At 73.1% G+C, this 15295-nt stretch carries 15 protein-coding genes; 9 read left to right on the top strand and 6 right to left on the bottom strand.

What is annotated here, in order from left to right; translation table 11 throughout:
* Positions 1–13: 13 nt before the first annotated feature.
* Complete coding sequence (locus Sri02f_RS08945; RefSeq protein WP_109000560.1) at positions 14–958, top strand: ROK family protein; 945 nt, start codon at positions 14–16, stop codon at positions 956–958.
* 101 nt (positions 959–1059) lie between these two features.
* Here Sri02f_RS08945 and Sri02f_RS08940 read toward each other — a convergent pair whose 3' ends face one another.
* Positions 1060–1995, bottom strand: coding sequence for an ADP-ribosylglycohydrolase family protein (locus Sri02f_RS08940; RefSeq protein ID WP_109000559.1), 936 nt, complete (start codon positions 1993–1995; stop codon positions 1060–1062).
* Between the two features lie 69 nt (positions 1996–2064).
* Positions 2065–2220 (bottom strand): hypothetical protein, encoded by a 156-nt coding sequence (locus tag Sri02f_RS42150; RefSeq protein ID WP_159106684.1) that lies wholly within the window; start codon positions 2218–2220, stop codon positions 2065–2067.
* On the opposite strand from Sri02f_RS42150, the gene Sri02f_RS08935 reads away from it, so the two are divergent.
* Together Sri02f_RS08935 and Sri02f_RS08930 are read left to right on the top strand one after the other, a co-directional pair.
* Positions 2204–2398 (top strand): hypothetical protein, encoded by a 195-nt coding sequence (locus Sri02f_RS08935; RefSeq protein WP_109000558.1) that lies wholly within the window; start codon positions 2204–2206, stop codon positions 2396–2398. The genes Sri02f_RS42150 and Sri02f_RS08935 overlap by 17 nt on opposite strands.
* A 120-nt stretch (positions 2399–2518) precedes the next feature.
* Positions 2519–3562: an NUDIX hydrolase gene (locus tag Sri02f_RS08930; RefSeq protein WP_109000557.1), complete on the top strand. Its 1044-nt coding sequence runs from the start codon at positions 2519–2521 to the stop codon at positions 3560–3562.
* A gap of 283 nt (positions 3563–3845) precedes the next feature.
* On the opposite strand, the gene Sri02f_RS08925 is transcribed toward Sri02f_RS08930, so the two are convergent.
* Positions 3846–5201, bottom strand: a complete 1356-nt coding sequence (locus tag Sri02f_RS08925; RefSeq protein ID WP_109000556.1) for a dipeptidase — start codon at positions 5199–5201, stop codon at positions 3846–3848.
* 201 nt (positions 5202–5402) lie between these two features.
* Between Sri02f_RS08925 and Sri02f_RS08920 the strand changes: the two genes are divergently transcribed.
* From Sri02f_RS08920 to Sri02f_RS08910, 3 genes are all read left to right on the top strand, one after another.
* The gene (locus Sri02f_RS08920; protein WP_109000555.1) at positions 5403–6677 is read left to right on the top strand and encodes a geranylgeranyl reductase family protein; all 1275 of its coding nucleotides are present in this window, start codon (positions 5403–5405) and stop codon (positions 6675–6677) included.
* A gap of 256 nt (positions 6678–6933) precedes the next feature.
* Positions 6934–8178: a sensor histidine kinase gene (locus Sri02f_RS08915; RefSeq protein ID WP_109000989.1), complete on the top strand. Its 1245-nt coding sequence runs from the start codon at positions 6934–6936 to the stop codon at positions 8176–8178.
* Positions 8179–8192: 14 nt separating this feature from the next.
* On the top strand, positions 8193–8858 hold the full coding sequence (locus Sri02f_RS08910) for a response regulator (protein ID WP_109000554.1): 666 nt from the start codon (positions 8193–8195) through the stop codon (positions 8856–8858).
* Here the strand turns inward: Sri02f_RS08910 and Sri02f_RS08905 are convergent.
* The gene (locus Sri02f_RS08905; RefSeq protein WP_109000553.1) at positions 8819–9106 is read right to left on the bottom strand and encodes a DUF6332 family protein; all 288 of its coding nucleotides are present in this window, start codon (positions 9104–9106) and stop codon (positions 8819–8821) included. The genes Sri02f_RS08910 and Sri02f_RS08905 overlap by 40 nt on opposite strands.
* A gap of 93 nt (positions 9107–9199) precedes the next feature.
* Positions 9200–10774, bottom strand: a complete 1575-nt coding sequence (locus tag Sri02f_RS08900; protein ID WP_245970564.1) for an MFS transporter — start codon at positions 10772–10774, stop codon at positions 9200–9202.
* 86 nt (positions 10775–10860) lie between these two features.
* On the opposite strand from Sri02f_RS08900, the gene Sri02f_RS08895 reads away from it, so the two are divergent.
* Positions 10861–11265, top strand: a complete 405-nt coding sequence (locus Sri02f_RS08895; RefSeq protein WP_109000552.1) for a MarR family winged helix-turn-helix transcriptional regulator — start codon at positions 10861–10863, stop codon at positions 11263–11265.
* 13 nt (positions 11266–11278) lie between these two features.
* Here the strand turns inward: Sri02f_RS08895 and Sri02f_RS08890 are convergent, their stop codons facing one another.
* Positions 11279–12025, bottom strand: a complete 747-nt coding sequence (locus tag Sri02f_RS08890) for a maleylpyruvate isomerase family mycothiol-dependent enzyme (RefSeq protein ID WP_109000551.1) — start codon at positions 12023–12025, stop codon at positions 11279–11281.
* Positions 12026–12361: 336 nt separating this feature from the next.
* Between Sri02f_RS08890 and Sri02f_RS08885 the strand changes: the two genes are divergently transcribed.
* Positions 12362–13210, top strand: a complete 849-nt coding sequence (locus tag Sri02f_RS08885) for a hypothetical protein (protein WP_245970563.1) — start codon at positions 12362–12364, stop codon at positions 13208–13210.
* A gap of 139 nt (positions 13211–13349) precedes the next feature.
* Positions 13350–15287 carry a molecular chaperone HtpG gene (gene htpG / locus Sri02f_RS08880; protein WP_109000987.1) on the top strand — a complete coding sequence of 646 codons (1938 nt, stop codon included), beginning with the start codon at positions 13350–13352 and terminating at the stop codon, positions 15285–15287.
* Positions 15288–15295 lie beyond the last annotated feature (8 nt).

Here is a 15295-nt window from a genome sequence, read left to right as displayed (position 1 = left end):
AGAAACCAGACTGATGCACACCGACCTAGTGGCTGCGCTCGACATCGGCGGCACCAAGATCGCCGGAGCGCTGGTGGACGGCGACGGCACGATCCTGGCCCGCGCGCAGCGCCCCACGCCCGCCCGGGAGGACGGCGACACCGTCATGCGGGCCGTCGAGGAGGTGCTGGGGGAGTTGTCCGGGTCGCCGCTGTGGGAGCGTGTCCACGCCGTCGGCATCGGCAGCGCCGGTCCGGTGGACGCCTCCGCCGGCACGGTCAGCCCGGTGAACGTGCCCGGCTGGCGGGCGTATCCGCTGGTCGACCGGGTCCGGTCGGCGACCGGGAACCTCCCGGTCGAGCTGATCGGCGACGGCGTGGCGATCACGGCGGCCGAGCACTGGCAGGGCGCGGCTCGCGGCCATGACAACGCGCTGTGCATGGTGGTGTCCACCGGCGTCGGCGGCGGCCTGGTCCTCGGCGGCCGGCTCCATCCCGGCCCCACCGGCAACGCGGGCCACATCGGCCACATCAGCGTCGACCTCGACGGCGATCCGTGCCCGTGCGGGGCGCGCGGCTGCGTGGAACGCATCGCCAGCGGTCCCAACATCGCCCGCCGCGCGCTGGAGAACGGCTGGCTGCCAGGGCCCGCCGGCGACGCCTCGGCGGCCGCGGTGGCCGCCGCCGCCCGTGCGGGCGACCCGGTCGCCCTGGCCTCCTTCGAACGGGCCGCCCAGGCGCTGGCCGCCGGCATCGCCGCGACGGCGACCCTGGTCGAGATCGACATCGCGGTGATCGGCGGCGGCGTGGGCAAAGCGGGCGAGATCCTCTTCGCCCCCCTGCGCCGAGCCCTCCGTGACTACGCGACTCTCTCCTTCGTGCAGCGGCTGACGGTGACGGCCGCACAGATGGGCACCGACGCGGGACTCGTGGGAGCGGCCGCGGCCGCGCTGGCGAGAGGACCTGCGGCAGGAGTCTGAAGAACCCCGGAAGGAACGTTCCGGCCCACCCCTGGAAACGGGGGTGGGCCGGAACCGGGGGCCGTTCGGGACCGGGGTCAGTCGGCTGTCCGGGACCGGGGTCAGTCGGCCGTCGGGGCCGGTGCGGCGGGGGCGGTCCAGCCGCTCCAGGCGGGGATGGGCTCCTGGGCGTGACGCCAGGCGGACGGGACGGCTCCCGTTCCGGTGCGGGCGGCGACCACGCCTCCGGCGATGGCGCAGGTCGTGTCGCGGTCGCCCCAGCCGCCCACGGTCTGCCACAGGGCCTCCGTGAGGTCGTCCAGGTGCCCCGCCGCGGACCAGAGGGCGAACGGCACCGTGTCCGGAGCCGAGATCAGCGTTCCCGAACCCAGCACGGACGCGGCATGGCGCACCGAGGTGTGCCCGGGCAGACTCGCCGCCACCAGCAGTCCGGAGCGCACGTCGCCGTCCGGCACGTGCGCGGCGACCTCCCGCAGGAAGGCCTCCCGTGCCGGGGCTTGCGCGCCCTCGCCCGCGGCTGCGAGCGCGGCGGCGACCGCCACCGCCACCGCGCCCGCGACCGCCTCGGGGTGCGCGTGCGTGGCCAGCGCCGACAGGCGGGCCTGCTCCCGGACCGCCGCCAGGTCGTCGCGGAACCAGGCTCCCAGAGGAGCGACCCGCATCGCCGCGCCGTTGCCGTAGGAGCCCTGGCCGCCGAACTGCCCGGTCGTCACTGCCCGGTGGTCCTCGCCGTCGGCGACGCGTCGGAGCACTCCGTGCATGGACGGGCCGTACTTGCGGCCCGGGTCGCGGCCGTACTCGGCGGCGAACTCCCGCGCGAGGTCGTCCGGACGTACCTCCCCGTGCCTCATGAGATGGGCGAACAGGACGAACGCCATCGCCGAGTCGTCCGTCCACAGCCAGGGCGCCGGACGCAGCTCACGAGCCGCCCACAGCGCCTCGGCGGGCTCGTCGGAGCGGGTGAACCAGCTGTCGCCGAAGGCGTCGCCGGTGACGAGCCCTTCCAGGCCGGCGCGGGCGTGCTGCGGACCGCACATGACAAAGGCTCCTCACGGAACGGGTGATCACCGCATTCTCACCGCGGGCCTCTTTCTGGCGCGAACGGATTACCGCATCAGGCGGATCGGGCGGATTCGGCAGATCAGGCGGATCAGGCGGATCAGGCGGGTCCGGCAGATCGGGCGGATCGGGCGGATCAGGTGGATCAGGCGTGACCCCGCGCGTGTCCGCGCAGTTGATCCGCACATGAAGAAGCGCAGCATGCTCGCCATCGCCTCCCTCGCCACCGGCTTCGTCGTCGCGGCGATCACCCCCTCGCACGGCCTGGGCGCCGAGGACCTCGACGGACTGAACGTCGGCGACACCCTCAGCGCGCTCGATCACACCGTCGCCAGCGACAGCCTGGCCGTCGACGACGACGCCCTGGGACAGAACGGCTGACGGGCCGCCCCAGGCTCACCGCGCCGGCGCCGTCACGTTCGCACGCCCTCAACGCGAACTGGTTTCCGTGGCAGGGTGGAGCGGGCAAGCCACAGGGGGCCAAACAGAAGAGGGGGAACTGTGACCGTCGTCTGGATCAACGGCGCGTTCGGTGCGGGGAAGACCACCACCGCACGGGAATTGACGGACCTGATCCCGAACAGCACGCTCTTCGACCCCGAGGTCATCGGGGCAGCGCTCCCGCATCTGCTGCCGGCCAAGCGCCTGGCCGAGGTCGGCGACTTCCAGGACCTGCCGATCTGGCGGCGGCTGGTGATCGACACGGCGGCCGCGCTGCTCGCCGAGCTGGGCGGCGTCCTCGTCGTTCCCATGACCCTGCTGCGCGAGGAGTACCGCGACGAGATCTTCGGCGGCCTCGCCGCTCGCCGGATCGCCGTCCGCCATGTGCTCCTTGCTCCGGCGGAAACGATCCTGCGTGAGCGAATAGCCAACCGGGAGATCCCCGCGGACCTCCCCGACGGTGAGATACGGATCCGCCAGTGGTCGTACGACCACATCGAGCCCTACCGGGCCGCCCTCGCCACCTGGCTCACCGCCGACGCCCATCCGGTCGACAACGGCGCCCTCAGCCCGCGCGAGACGGCCGCCCGGATCGCCGAGGCCGTCGGCAGCGGCGCCGTCGCCGAGTGCGACATCGTGCAGACCCCCGAGCCCACCGCCGAGACGGTGGCCGCCGGCGTGCTCCTCTTCGACGAACACGATCGCGTGCTGCTGGTCGACCCCACGTACAAGCCCGGCTGGGAGTTCCCGGGCGGCGTGGTGGAGCCCGGCGAGGCGCCCGCGCGCGCGGGGATGCGCGAGGTGGAGGAGGAGACCGGGATCCGGCTGGCCGACGTGCCCCGGCTGCTCGTCGTCGACTGGGAACGGCCGGTGCCCCCTGCCTACGGCGGCCTGCGCCTCCTCTTCGACGGCGGCCGGCTCGGTCCCGCGGCCGTGGCCGGGCTCCTGCTGCCCGGCCCCGAACTGCGCGCCTGGCGCTTCGTCACGGAAGAGGAGGCGGCCGATCTCCTCCCGCCGGTCCGCTACGAGCGGCTGCGCTGGGCGTTGCGAGCCCGCGAGCGCCGGTCCGCCCTGTACCTGGAGGCCGGCGTTCCGCGCGGCTGAACCCGCCCTCCGTCCGGGCGGACATCGCCGCCCCCGGACGGGACCCGGCCGCAGGCACCGTTCCGCCGCGCGATGCCCGGGGGCGCACCGCTCAGGCATCGGCCTCCGCCCCCGGCCGCCCTCGGCCCTCTGCCCGTCCGCCCCGCCCGTCCGCCCCCGTCCGTCCGCCTGCGCCTGTCTGTCCGCCCGTCTTCGCCCCCGTCCCCCGTGCCTCCGCAGAGGGGGGCGAACGCGCAGAGGGCCCCGCCCGACGGGCGAGGCCCTCTGCCGGGGAAAGGCCGGGTCAGCCGGCCGCGTAGGTGCGCAGGAACAGGGCCTCCGCCACCGACAGCCGTTCCAGCTCCTGCGGGGAGACGCTCTCGTCGACCGCGTGGATCTGCGCCTCGGGCTCGCTCAGGCCGATGAGGAGGATCTCCGCCTGCGGGTAGAGCGCGGCGAGGGTGTTGCACAGCGGGATGGATCCGCCCTGGCCCGCGTACTGCATCTCCTGCCCGGGGTAGGCGACCGCCATCGCCTCGGCCATCGCCGCGTACGCCGGGCTGCGGGTCTCGGCGCTGAACGCCTGCCCCTGGCCGACCTGTTCGGTGCTCACCCGGGCGCCCCACGGGGTGTGCGCCTCCAGGTGGGCCTGCAGAAGCTTCGTGGCCTCGGCCGCGTCCACGCCCGGCGGCACCCGCAGGCTGATCAGCGCGCGGGCGCTGGCCTGCACGGACGGAGTGGCTCCCACGACCGGCGGGCAGTCGATGCCGAGGACCGTCACGGCGGGGCGGGCCCAGATCCGGTCGGCGACCGTGCCGGAACCGATCAGAGCGACGCCGTCCAGGACCTTGGCGTCCTGGCGGAACTGCGCGTCGTCGTACTGCAGGCCCTCCCAGCGTGAGTCGTCGGTGAGACCGTCGACCCTCGTCGAGCCGTCCTCGGCGCGCAGCGAGTCCAGGACGCGGATCAGCGCGCCCAGCGCGTCGGGCGCGGCCCCGCCGAACTGACCGGAGTGCAGGTTGCCCTCCAGGGTGTCGATCCGCAGCCGCATCATGGTCATGCCGCGCAGGGTGGAGGTGACCGTCGGCAGGCCCACGCGGAAGTTGCCCGTGTCGCCGATGACGATCGTGTCCGCCGTCAGGAGGTCGGGGTGCTGCTCGGCGTACCGCTCCAGCCCGCCGGTGCCCTGCTCCTCGGAGCCCTCGACGATCACCTTGACGTTCACCGGCACGCCGCCGTGGGCCTTCAGGGCGCGCAGCGCGAGCAGGTGCATGATCACGCCGCCCTTGCAGTCGGCGCTGCCGCGGCCGTACCAGCGGCCGTCCCGCTCGGTCAGCTCGAAGGGCGGGCTGGTCCAGGCGGCCTCGTCCAGCGGGGGCTGCACGTCGTAGTGGGCGTAGAGCAGGACGGTCTTCGCGCCGGCGGGGCCGGGCAGGTAACCGTAGACCGACTGGGTGCCGTCCGGGGTGTCGAGGACGGCCACGTCCTGGAAGCCCTCGGCGCGCAGCGCGGCGGTGATCCAGCCGGCGGCCGCCTCGCTCTCGCTCCTGGGGAACTGGTCGAAGTCCGCCACCGACTTGAAGGCCACCAGTTCGGTGAGCTCCGCCCGCGCCCTGGGCATCAGTGAGGCGACGGTCTCGGCGATCGGATTCGACGACATGGGCACGCTCCTTGTGGGTGCGACGTTGTACAGGGTGGCACTGGTCCGTTCGAGGGACCGTGCGAGCGTACGCGTTGCCGGGTGGGGGCGCGCACGCCGCCGATCCTGCCACAGCGGACCGTCATCGGACCGTGGCGATCTCCGCCGTAGGATGCGGGGGACAGGTGCGGCAAGCAGCTTGATCGGGAGCAGTAGACCATCGTGAGCAGCGAGAACTCTTCGGCGGACGACGAGAACTCTTCGGCGGACGCCCGGCCGGTGTGGGACGTCGTCGTGGTCGGCGCGGGACCCGCGGGGGCTTCGGCCGCCTACGCGGCGGCGGTCACCGGGCGGCGCGTGCTGTTGCTGGAGAAGGCGGAGCTGCCCCGCTACAAGACGTGCGGCGGCGGCATCATCGGTCCCTCGCGCGATGCCCTGCCCCCGGGCTTCGAGCTGCCCTTCCGCGACCGGGTGCACGCGGTGACCTTCTCCAACAACGGGCGCTTCACCCGGACCCGCCGCTCGCGGCAGATGCTGTTCGGGCTGATCAACCGGCCCGAGTTCGACCAGCAGCTCGTCGAGCACGCCCAGAAGGCGGGAGCGGAGCTGCGCACGGGCGTCACCGTGCAGCGGGTCGAGCAGCACGGCTCGTCGGTGCCGGACCGGCGCTCGGTGGCGGTCGTCCTCCAGGGCGGCGAGACGCTGCTGGCGCGCGCGGTGGTCGGCGCGGACGGCAGCGCGAGCCGGATAGGAGCGCACGTCGGCGTGAAGCTCGACCAGGTGGATCTCGGCCTGGAGGCGGAGATCCCGGTGCCGGAGACGGTCGCCGAGGACTGGAAGGGGCGCGTCCTCATCGACTGGGGGCCGATGCCCGGCAGCTACGGCTGGGTGTTCCCCAAGGGCGACACCCTGACCGTGGGCGTGATCTCCGCGCGCGGGGAGGGGGCGGCCACCAAGCGGTATCTGGAGGACTTCATCGGGCGGCTCGGTCTCGCCGGGTTCGAGCCGAGCATCTCCTCCGGCCATCTCACCCGGTGCCGGGCGGACGACTCGCCGCTCTCGCGCGGGCGGGTGCTGGTCTGCGGGGACGCGGCGGGTCTGCTGGAGCCGTGGACCCGCGAGGGCATCTCCTTCGCCCTGCGGTCGGGCCGGCTCGCCGGCGAGTGGGCGGTCCGCATCTCGGAGGCCCACGACGCGGTGGACACCCGACGCCAGGCACTGAACTACGCCTTCGCGGTCAAGGCGGGGCTCGGCGTGGAGATGAGCGTCGGCAAGCGGATGCTCGCCGCGTTCGAGCGCCGTCCCGGACTCTTCCACGTGGCCCTGACCGGAGTGCGCCCGGCCTGGAGGGCGTTCACCGACATCACCCGCGGCCGGACCACCCTGGGCGAGCTCGTCCGCTCGCACCCGATGGCCCAGCGGGCACTGACCGCGATGGACCGGCGGCAGACGGCCGGGCCGACGCCGACGGCGGAGGCGGACGACGGCGAGGCCTGAGGCCGGCCGCCCCGCCTCACGTCTCCTGCCAGGCGGGGAACGAGGAGCGGCAGCGGGGCCCGGCGCCCGTGCCGCTGCGGGGGCCGGCGCCGGGGTCGGCATCGGCGGTCGGCCGACGACCGTCCGGCCGGCCCCTGCTCGGGGACGCGCGGGTCGTCGTTGACGCCCGCCGTCCACGCGTACTTCCAGGGGAGTACGGCCGCTCACCTCGCCCGGCGGACGTCCGGGCCGGGCCGTGACGTCTAGCGTGGCGGACATGGACGATGAGCGGGTGCGCGGGCCGGGAGGCCCGCAGCGGTGGTGGCGGCGCGGACCGTCGCCATGGCTGCGCCCCTGGGAGGGCCGAGAGGCCACGGAGCCGGGTGCAGGGCGCATTCCCTGGCGTTCCACCGCGCTGATCACCGTGTTCGTGCTCGCCGGCTCCGCCTTCGCCGCCCACGCGCAGGACGGCGAGCGGGCCTCCCTCGATCTCTTCGCCAGGGCCCTGCTGCTCGTCGCCTCCGGGCTGTTGCTGTGGCGGCTCCGGCGACCGGTGGCGGTCGTGTTCGGCACGGCCGCCGCCGTGGCGGTCTACCTGGGCGCGGGTTACGCCTACGGGCCGGTCTTCCTCACCGTGGCGGTGGCGTGCTGCTCCGCCGTCGTCGCAGGGCACCGCCGGGCCGCCTGGACGGCCCTGGGCATGCTGTGGGCCGTCCATCTGCTGGTGGCGCACTGGCTGTACCGGTGGCTGCCGCCCGCCGGGGACCACCCCGCCCCCTTGGGGCAGGAGATCGTCGTCGCCGGATGGGTCGTCGCGATCGTCGCGATCGCGGAGCTGGCCCGGATCCGCCGGGAGCAGTGGGCCCGGGAGCGGGCCGAGCGCGCTCAGGCGGCCCGGCGGCGCGCCGGCGAGGAACGGCTGCGCATCGCCCGCGAACTGCATGACGTCCTCGCCCACAGCCTCTCGGTCATCAACGTGCAGGCCGGTGTGGGCCTCGCGCTCCTCGACTCCGACCCGGAACAGGCGCGCACGGCGCTCACCACCATCAAGTCCGCGAGCAAGGAGGCGCTGGGCGAGGTGCGCCAGGTGCTGGACACCCTGCGCACCCCGGGCGACGCGCCGCGTGCTCCCGCCCCCGGCCTGGACCGGCTGCCGGAGCTGGTGGAACAGGCGGCGCGCGCCGGTCTCACGGTCGACGTGACCGGTCGGGCGCCCAGGCTGCCGCCCCACACCGATCTCGCCGCGTTCCGGATCGTCCAGGAGGCCCTCACCAACGTCGTCCGGCACTCGGGCTCGCGCCACGCGCGCGTGCGGCTCGACCACAGCGGCGCGACGCTCCGGCTCCGGATCGACGACGACGGGCCCGCGACCGGTGCGGAGGCGGGCGGCAGCGGCAACGGTCTCGCCGGAATGCGGGAGCGGGCCGCCGCGCTCGGTGGCACGATCGACGCGGGACAGCGGCCCGACGGCGGCTACCGCGTCCTCGCCGTGCTGCCGACGAGAGCCGGAGGGAACCAGTGAGCGAGGCAGGAGCGGTGATCCGCGTACTGCTCGCCGACGACCAGTCGCTGGTCCGGGCGGGGTTTCGGGCGCTGCTCGACGCGCAGCCGGACATCGAGGTGGCCGGCGAGGCCGCCGACGGTGCGCAAGCGGTGCGGGCGGTGCGGGAACTGCGGCCCGACGTCGTGCTCATGGACATCCGGATGCCGTTGCTCGACGGCCTCGCCGCGACCCGCCGGATCACCGAGGACGAGGCGCTCGCTCAGGTGAGGGTGGTCATGCTCACCACCTTCGAGCTGGACGAGTACGTCTTCGAGGCGATCCGCTCGGGGGCTTCCGGCTTTCTCGTCAAGGACACCGAACCCGACGAACTCCTGCGTGCCGTCAGGGCGGTGGTCGCCGGGGACGCGCTGCTCTCGCCGGGGGTGACGCGCCGGCTGATCGCCGAGTTCGCCGCCCGTTCCAAGGAGCCGGCCACGGCGGACGCGCTGGCCCGGCTCACCGAGCGGGAGCGGGAGGTGATGGCGCTGGTCGGGATCGGTCTGTCCAACGCGGAGATCGCCCGCCGCCTGGTCGTGAGCCCGCTCACCGCGAAGACCCATGTCAGCCGCACGATGGTGAAGCTGGGCGCGCGGGACCGTGCCCAACTCGTGGTCCTGGCCTACGAGTCGGGGCTGGTCCGGCCGGGCTGGCTCGGCTGAGCGTCCCGGCGGAAGCGGACCAGCACGGAGACCACCCGGACCAGGAACACCAGGGGCGCGAGCGCCAGGCCGGTGCGCAGCGACAACTTCTGGACCGGGGGCGGCAGTTCGAACAGCAGCGCCGGTCCCGCCACCGCGCCGAACAGTACCGCCGCCGCGAACGCCGCGCTGAACAGCGCGTATCCGATCTCGACGGTGATGGCGTCCCGCTCGGCCTGCGATCGCCGCCGCTCCCCGTAACCGCTCATGAAGCGAGTGTCACAGGTGTGCGCCCGGCGGGCTACTCCGGCCCACCGGGCGCGACGCGTCGGGCGCGTCGCGTCGGCACACGCGGGCGCCCGCTAGTCGCGGGCCCCGACCGTCTCCGTCCCTGCCGCTGTGCCCGTGACCGCGTAGTCCACTGCGTCGGGCCCCCTCCCGGACCCAGTCTCGGTGTCCGTCGGCCCGTCCGGCTCGGTCTCCGGCGCGGTGGACCTGGCGACCACGACCGAGCCGGGGACGCGGCGGGCGCGCAGCCCGGGGAGGGTGATGAGCAGGCCCGCGGCGGCGATGAGCGTGACCACCGTCAGGCCGGGCCGGTAGCTGTCGAGAACGGCCTGCGGGGTGGGGTCGGCGGGGGCGCCGGCGGTCACCGCCGCCGTGACGACCGCGAGGAAGAGCGCGCCGCCCACCTGCACCGACGTGTTCAGCAGGCCGGAGACCATGCCCTGCTCGTGGTCCGCGACGCCGTTCGTGGCCTGGATGTTGAGGGAGGGGAAGACCAGTGCGCAGGCCGCGCCGATCAGCAGCATCGACGGCAGGATGACGGAGGCGTAGACGGGGTCGAGATCGACGCGCAGGAACAGCGCGTACCCGGCGACCATGAGGGCGAAGCCCGCGGCGATCAGCCGGGGGGTGCCGAACCGGTCCACGACCGAGCCGACCTTGGTCGAGGAGACCGCCACCAGCGCGCCGGCCGGCAGGAAGGCGAGCGCCGTGTGCAGCGCCGACCAGCCGAGCAGCGTCTGCATGTACAGGGTGGCCAGGAACTGGAAACCGACGTACGAGCCGAAGAAGGCCATGGCGCCGAGCTGGGCGCGGACCTGGCTGCCGGAGCGCAGCACGCCGAGCCGGATCAGCGGGCCCGCCGAGCGGCGCTCGACCCGGACGAAGACGGTCAGCAGCGCGGCGACGGCGAGGAACGACAGCAGGGTGCGGACGGACGTCCAGCCGGACTGAGGGGCCTGGACCACCGTGTAGACCAGGAGCAGCATGGACGCCGTGCCGAGGACGGCGCCGGGGACGTCGTAGCCGTTGTGGTCCTTCTCCCGTTCGCTGCGCGGCAGCAGCTTCAGGCCAGCCGCCAGCGCGATCAGGGCGATCGGTGCGGGCAGCAGCATGGTCAGACGCCAACTCGCCTCGGTGAGCAGGCCGGAGAGGACCAGCCCCATCGAGAAGCCGGTGGCGGCGCAGGTGGTGTAGATGGAGAGGGCGCGGTTGCGCAGCGGGCCCTCCGGGAACGTCGTGGTGATGATCGACAGGCCGGCCGGGGCCGTGAAGGCCGCGCTCAGTCCCTTGACGAACCGGCTGGCGATCAGCAGCGGTCCCGAGTCGACGAGGCCGCCGAGCAGGGAGGCCAGCGCGAAGACGCCGAGGGCGACCAGGAAGACCTGGCGGCGGCCGAGCAGGTCGGCCGCGCGGCCGCCGAGGAGGAGCAGACCGCCGTAGCCCAGGATGTAGCCGCTGACGATCCACTGCAGGGTCGAGGTGGAGAGCGAGAGATCGGAGCCGATGGACGGCAGGGCGACGCCGACCATGGACACATCCAGCGCGTCCAGGAACATCGCGGCGCACAGCACCAGCAGGGTCCCCCACAGACGGGCGTTCCAGCGGCCCTCGGGGAGAGGGGTCGCGGGGGAGGAGAGCGGAGAGGTCATGGCGAAGACACTACATGCACATGCATTGAATGCGGCAGCATTTAATGCGGATGCAATGAACTCTGCTTTCTGCTACGGTGCGCCCCATGGCGGCGACGAGGGGCGGGACCGGGAACGAACAGGCGCTCGTGGAGCAGTGGCGGGACATGCTGGCCCTGCACGCGCGCACCCAGTGCGAACTCGACCGGGCGCTGCACCGGCACGGCCTGTGCGCAAGCGACTTCGAGGTACTGGACGTTCTCGCCGAGTCGCCCGCGCCGGACGGCTCGTGCGCCTATCGGGTGCAGGAGATCGCCGAGCGGGTCCACCTCAGTCAGAGCGCGCTGTCGCGTCTCGTCGCCCGGCTGGAGAAGGACGGTCTGGTCGAGCGCGGGCTGTGCGCGGAGGACCGCAGGGGAGTCCGGGTCGCCCTGACGGCGAAGGGCCGCACACGGCACGCCGACGTGAAGCCCGTGCAGCGCGCGGTGTTGACCCGCATGCTCGCCGACTGACGGCCGCGGCAGGTCAGTTCACGCCCGACCGCTCCCGCCACAGCGTCGCGAGCGAGGCGTCGCCGGACACGGCGGGCAGCGGCAGCCGGTTCCACAGCGACAGATAGAGCGCGGCCGCGGGACCGGACACCTCGCAGTCGGCGGCCCCCGCGGAGCCGCGTTCCGTCACGGGCGGTTCGGCCGACAGGCGCACGGTCCACACGGCGTCGGCCGTGTCGGTCGCCCGCACCCTCAGCACCGCGGGCTCCTCCGTGCGCACCCTGCTCTTGGCGCGCGCGTGGAAGCCGCGCAGCAGTTCGTCGATCCCGTCCGCCGCGAACCCGGCGTCCATGTCCCGGGCGGCCTCCTCGATGTCGCGGCCGCGGGCCGCGTCGGCGTCCACGCGGTGCACGGCCGTCTCGTGGGCCTGCCGTCTGGCCCAGAACGCGAGCGGCGAGGGGGCGGGCAGGAAATGCCAGCACACCACGTCGGCGGACGCGTCGGACAGGGTGTCGACCAGCCGCAGATGCCCCTCGCGGAACCAGTCCAGCAGCGGTTCGCCGTCGAGGTCCGGCGCTTCCCCGAAGGGAAGGAACGAGGTGTGACCCCCGGCGACGAACGAGGTCGCCCAGCGATGCACCGCGCCCGTGTGCCGCAGCAGCTCCTTCACCTGCCACTGCGGACAGGTCGGCACCTTCGCGTCGAGGCCGGCCTGCGCCGCCGCGGCGGCCAGCGAGCGGCCCTCCCGGTCCACGACGCGGATGAACTCGGCAGTCTCCATGGGGGGAGTCTGCCGGATGGAGTGCGATCGAGGGGAGGAATATCCGGTGCCGGGCCGGACGTCGCCCAGGCCCCCGGTTCGACGCGGAGAGCGAACGGTCCGACGGCCGGTACGCGGGCGTGGCCCACGACGCCGCAGGCGACTCGCTGCGCCTCGGGTTCACCAGGGGTGCCACCGCGTCGTCCAGGAGGCTCCGGTGGGGCCGTGCCGACGGATTCACTGAGGTGGAGGAGATTCCGCGCTGATCCCGGCGACTCTCCGGCAAGCGCCGATACGGCCACTAGGATTCCGCGACGCGCCGGAAATCGTCAGCCGCGACTCGGGGGAGTCGAACTCATGAACGCCTGGAACCAGCAGGGCGGCCGACCGCCCCACGACCCCTACCGCCCCTACGGCCCGTACGGCCCGCAGCCGACGCCGCCGCCCGTGCGGCGGATCGGGCCGCTGCGGCGCCTGTGGAACGCGGCCGGCCCCGTCGCGGCCGGCCGCAAGGTCTTCCGCCCGTCGCGGCCCGGCCGGGTCGACGATCCGGCGGTCGCCCGTATGCAGCGCATCCGCACCCTCGTCGGGCTGGCCGCGGTGGTGTGGGTGACGTTCTCCTACAAACTCGCCGCGTCCGTGGAGGACCTCGCGGACGACCGGCTCGACCAGTCCTGGAACGCCGTCCTCGTCCTGTCGGTGACCTTTCCGGTGGTCGTCGGCGTGCTGATCGGCAGGGCCCGTCCCCCGGCGAGGCGGGAACTGCTGAGGCGGGCCCGCAAGCCGTTCGGCTCGATCCTGGCGCTGATCGGCGGCGTCGCCCTCTTCCCGGCCGCCGTGCTCAGCGGTCTCCTGGACGGGCGGCTCGCCACCGGCCCGGTGACGGTGGCGGTCACCGTCGTCGTCGTCCTGTTCATGCTGGTCTGGGTCCTGCCGTTCGTCGCGTACGGCATCGGGATGTCCCTCACGCACGTGTTCCGCACCGCGGACATCCACGAGACGGTTCCGCCGTTGCTGGCGCTGGTCCTCGTGTGGGAGATGGCGCTCGTCGACGTGCTGACCGGGGCGTACGAAGGCGTGCCGGGGCCGCCGCGGGTCGCGCTCGTGCTGGGCGCCCCCTTCTCGGTGACCGCCGTCGCCCTGTGGGAACTGCGCCGGCTGCGCGTCGGCTACGGCCTCACCGTGCGCGGCGCGCTCATGCGCTGACGACCGCCGGTGCTGCCGACGACCGCCGGCGACCGCTGACGAGCGTGATCAGAACACCGGGCGGCCCGAGCTGACTTGGTGTTTTAGAGTGGCTGTCGCCCGTCCAGGAGACTCCGGAACTGTGAGGTACACGCGCATCATGTCGACCGAAACGTTTGAGTTCCAGGTAGAGGCCCGTCAGCTGCTCCAGTTGATGATCCACTCGGTCTACTCGAACAAGGACGTCTTTCTCCGCGAGCTCGTCTCCAACGCCTCCGACGCGCTGGACAAGCTGCGCCTGGCCGCGCTGCGGGACGACACGCTCGACGCCGACGTCTCCGACCTGCACATCGACATCGAGACCGACACCGAGGCCCGCACCCTGACGGTGCGCGACAACGGCATCGGCATGTCCTACGACGAGGTCGGCCGGCTGATCGGCACGATCGCCAACTCGGGCACGGCCAGGTTCGTCCAGGAACTGCGCGAGGCGCAGGACGAGGCCGGGGCCGAGGGGCTCATCGGGCAGTTCGGCGTCGGCTTCTACTCCGGCTTCATGGTGGCCGACGAGATGACGCTGCTGACCCGGCGGGCCGGCGAGGGCCATGGCACCCGCTGGTCCTCGCGCGGCGAGGGCACGTACACCCTGGAGCGGGTGGAGGACGCCCCGCAGGGCACGACCGTCACCCTGCACCTGAAGCCGGCCGACTCCGACGACCAGCTGCACGACTACACGTCGGACCGGACGATCAGGGAGATCGTCAAGCGCTACTCCGACTTCATCACCTGGCCGATCCGGATGGCGCCCAAGGCGGCCGCTCCCGGCGCCGGCGACACCGCCGACGGGTCCGACGACGAGGCCGGCGCCGCGCGCGAACCCGAGACGCTGAACTCGATGAAGGCGCTGTGGGCGCGCTCGCGCGAGGACGTGTCCGAAGACGAGTACCACGAGCTGTACAAGCACATCAGCCACGACTGGCGCGAACCGCTGGAGACGATCCGGCTCCAGGCGGAGGGCACCTTCGAGTACCAGGCGCTGTTGTTCGTCCCCTCGCACGCCCCGCACGACCTGTACAACCAGGGCTACAAGCGCGGAGTGCAGCTGTATGTGAAGCGCGTCTTCATCATGGACGACTGCGAGGCGCTGCTGCCGCCGTATCTGCGCTTCGTCAAGGGCGTGGTCGACGCGGCGGACCTCTCGCTCAACGTCTCCCGCGAGATCCTCCAGCAGGACCGGCACATCCGGATGATGCAGCGCCGGCTGACCAAGAAGGTCGTGTCCACCGTCAAGGACATGATGACCGCGGCTCCCGAGCGCTACGCCACGTTCTGGCGGGAGTTCGGCGCCGTCCTGAAGGAAGGGCTGCTGACCGACTCCGACAACCGCGAGACCCTCCTCGCGGTCTCGTCGTTCGCGACCACGCACAGCGAGGACGAGCCGACCACGCTGAAGAGCTACGTGGAGCGGATGAAGGACGGACAGGACGCCGTCTACTACCTGACCGGCGAGTCCCGGCAGAGCATCGAGAACTCCCCGCACATGGAGGCGTTCCGGGCCAAGGGCATCGAGGTCCTGCTCCTCACCGACCCGGTCGACGAGGTGTGGGTCGACGCGGTCGGCGAGTTCGAGGGCAAGCCGCTGCGGTCGGTGGCCAAGGGCGAGGTCGACCTCGGCGGGGAGGACGACGAGAAGGCCGACGGCGAGCGGGAGAAGCAGGGCGAGGAGTACGCGGCGCTGCTCGGCTGGATGAAGGAGCACCTGGACGAGGACGTCAAGGAGGTGCGGCTGTCGTCGCGCCTGACGGTGTCCCCGGCCTGCATCGTCTCCGACGCGCACGATCTCACCCCGGCGCTGGAGAACATGTACCGCGCGATGGGGCAGGAGGTGCCGCGTGCCCGCCGGATCCTCGAACTCAACCCGGACCACGCGCTCGTGAAGGGCCTGAACCAGGCGTACAACGAGCGTGAGGACCGCGCGGGGCTCGCCGAGACCGCGGAACTGCTGCACGGGCTGGCGGTCCTCGCCGAAGGCGGCCGGCCCAAGGAGCCCGGCCGCTTCGTGAAGCTGGTCGCCGACCACCTGGAACGCGCGCTGTAGCCACAATT

Origin of the sequence: Streptomyces rishiriensis (assembly GCF_003112535.1) — a bacterium.
Taxonomy (GTDB): Bacteria; Actinomycetota; Actinomycetes; order Streptomycetales; family Streptomycetaceae; genus Streptomyces; species Streptomyces rishiriensis.
The sequence above is the reverse complement of the archived record's forward strand: the minus strand, read 5'-3'. Positions and strand labels throughout refer to the sequence as shown.

Bases quoted from the DNA above. Each gene is read 5' to 3' on its own strand.
- Sri02f_RS08945 (WP_109000560.1), top strand. From the start codon at position 14: ATGCACACCGACCTAGTGGCTGCGCTCGACATCGGCGGCACCAAGATC.
- Sri02f_RS08940 (WP_109000559.1), bottom strand. From the start codon at position 1,995: ATGTGCGGTCCGCAGCACGCCCGCGCCGGCCTGGAAGGGCTCGTCACC.
- Sri02f_RS08935 (WP_109000558.1), top strand. From the start codon at position 2,204: ATGAAGAAGCGCAGCATGCTCGCCATCGCCTCCCTCGCCACCGGCTTC.
- Sri02f_RS42150 (WP_159106684.1), bottom strand. From the start codon at position 2,220: ATGCTGCGCTTCTTCATGTGCGGATCAACTGCGCGGACACGCGCGGGG.
- Sri02f_RS08925 (WP_109000556.1), bottom strand. From the start codon at position 5,201: ATGTCGTCGAATCCGATCGCCGAGACCGTCGCCTCACTGATGCCCAGG.
- Sri02f_RS08915 (WP_109000989.1), top strand. From the start codon at position 6,934: ATGGACGATGAGCGGGTGCGCGGGCCGGGAGGCCCGCAGCGGTGGTGG.
- Sri02f_RS08905 (WP_109000553.1), bottom strand. From the start codon at position 9,106: ATGAGCGGTTACGGGGAGCGGCGGCGATCGCAGGCCGAGCGGGACGCC.
- Sri02f_RS08900 (WP_245970564.1), bottom strand. From the start codon at position 10,774: ATGACCTCTCCGCTCTCCTCCCCCGCGACCCCTCTCCCCGAGGGCCGC.
- Sri02f_RS08895 (WP_109000552.1), top strand. From the start codon at position 10,861: ATGGCGGCGACGAGGGGCGGGACCGGGAACGAACAGGCGCTCGTGGAG.
- Sri02f_RS08890 (WP_109000551.1), bottom strand. From the start codon at position 12,025: ATGGAGACTGCCGAGTTCATCCGCGTCGTGGACCGGGAGGGCCGCTCG.
- Sri02f_RS08885 (WP_245970563.1), top strand. From the start codon at position 12,362: ATGAACGCCTGGAACCAGCAGGGCGGCCGACCGCCCCACGACCCCTAC.
- htpG (WP_109000987.1), top strand. From the start codon at position 13,350: ATGTCGACCGAAACGTTTGAGTTCCAGGTAGAGGCCCGTCAGCTGCTC.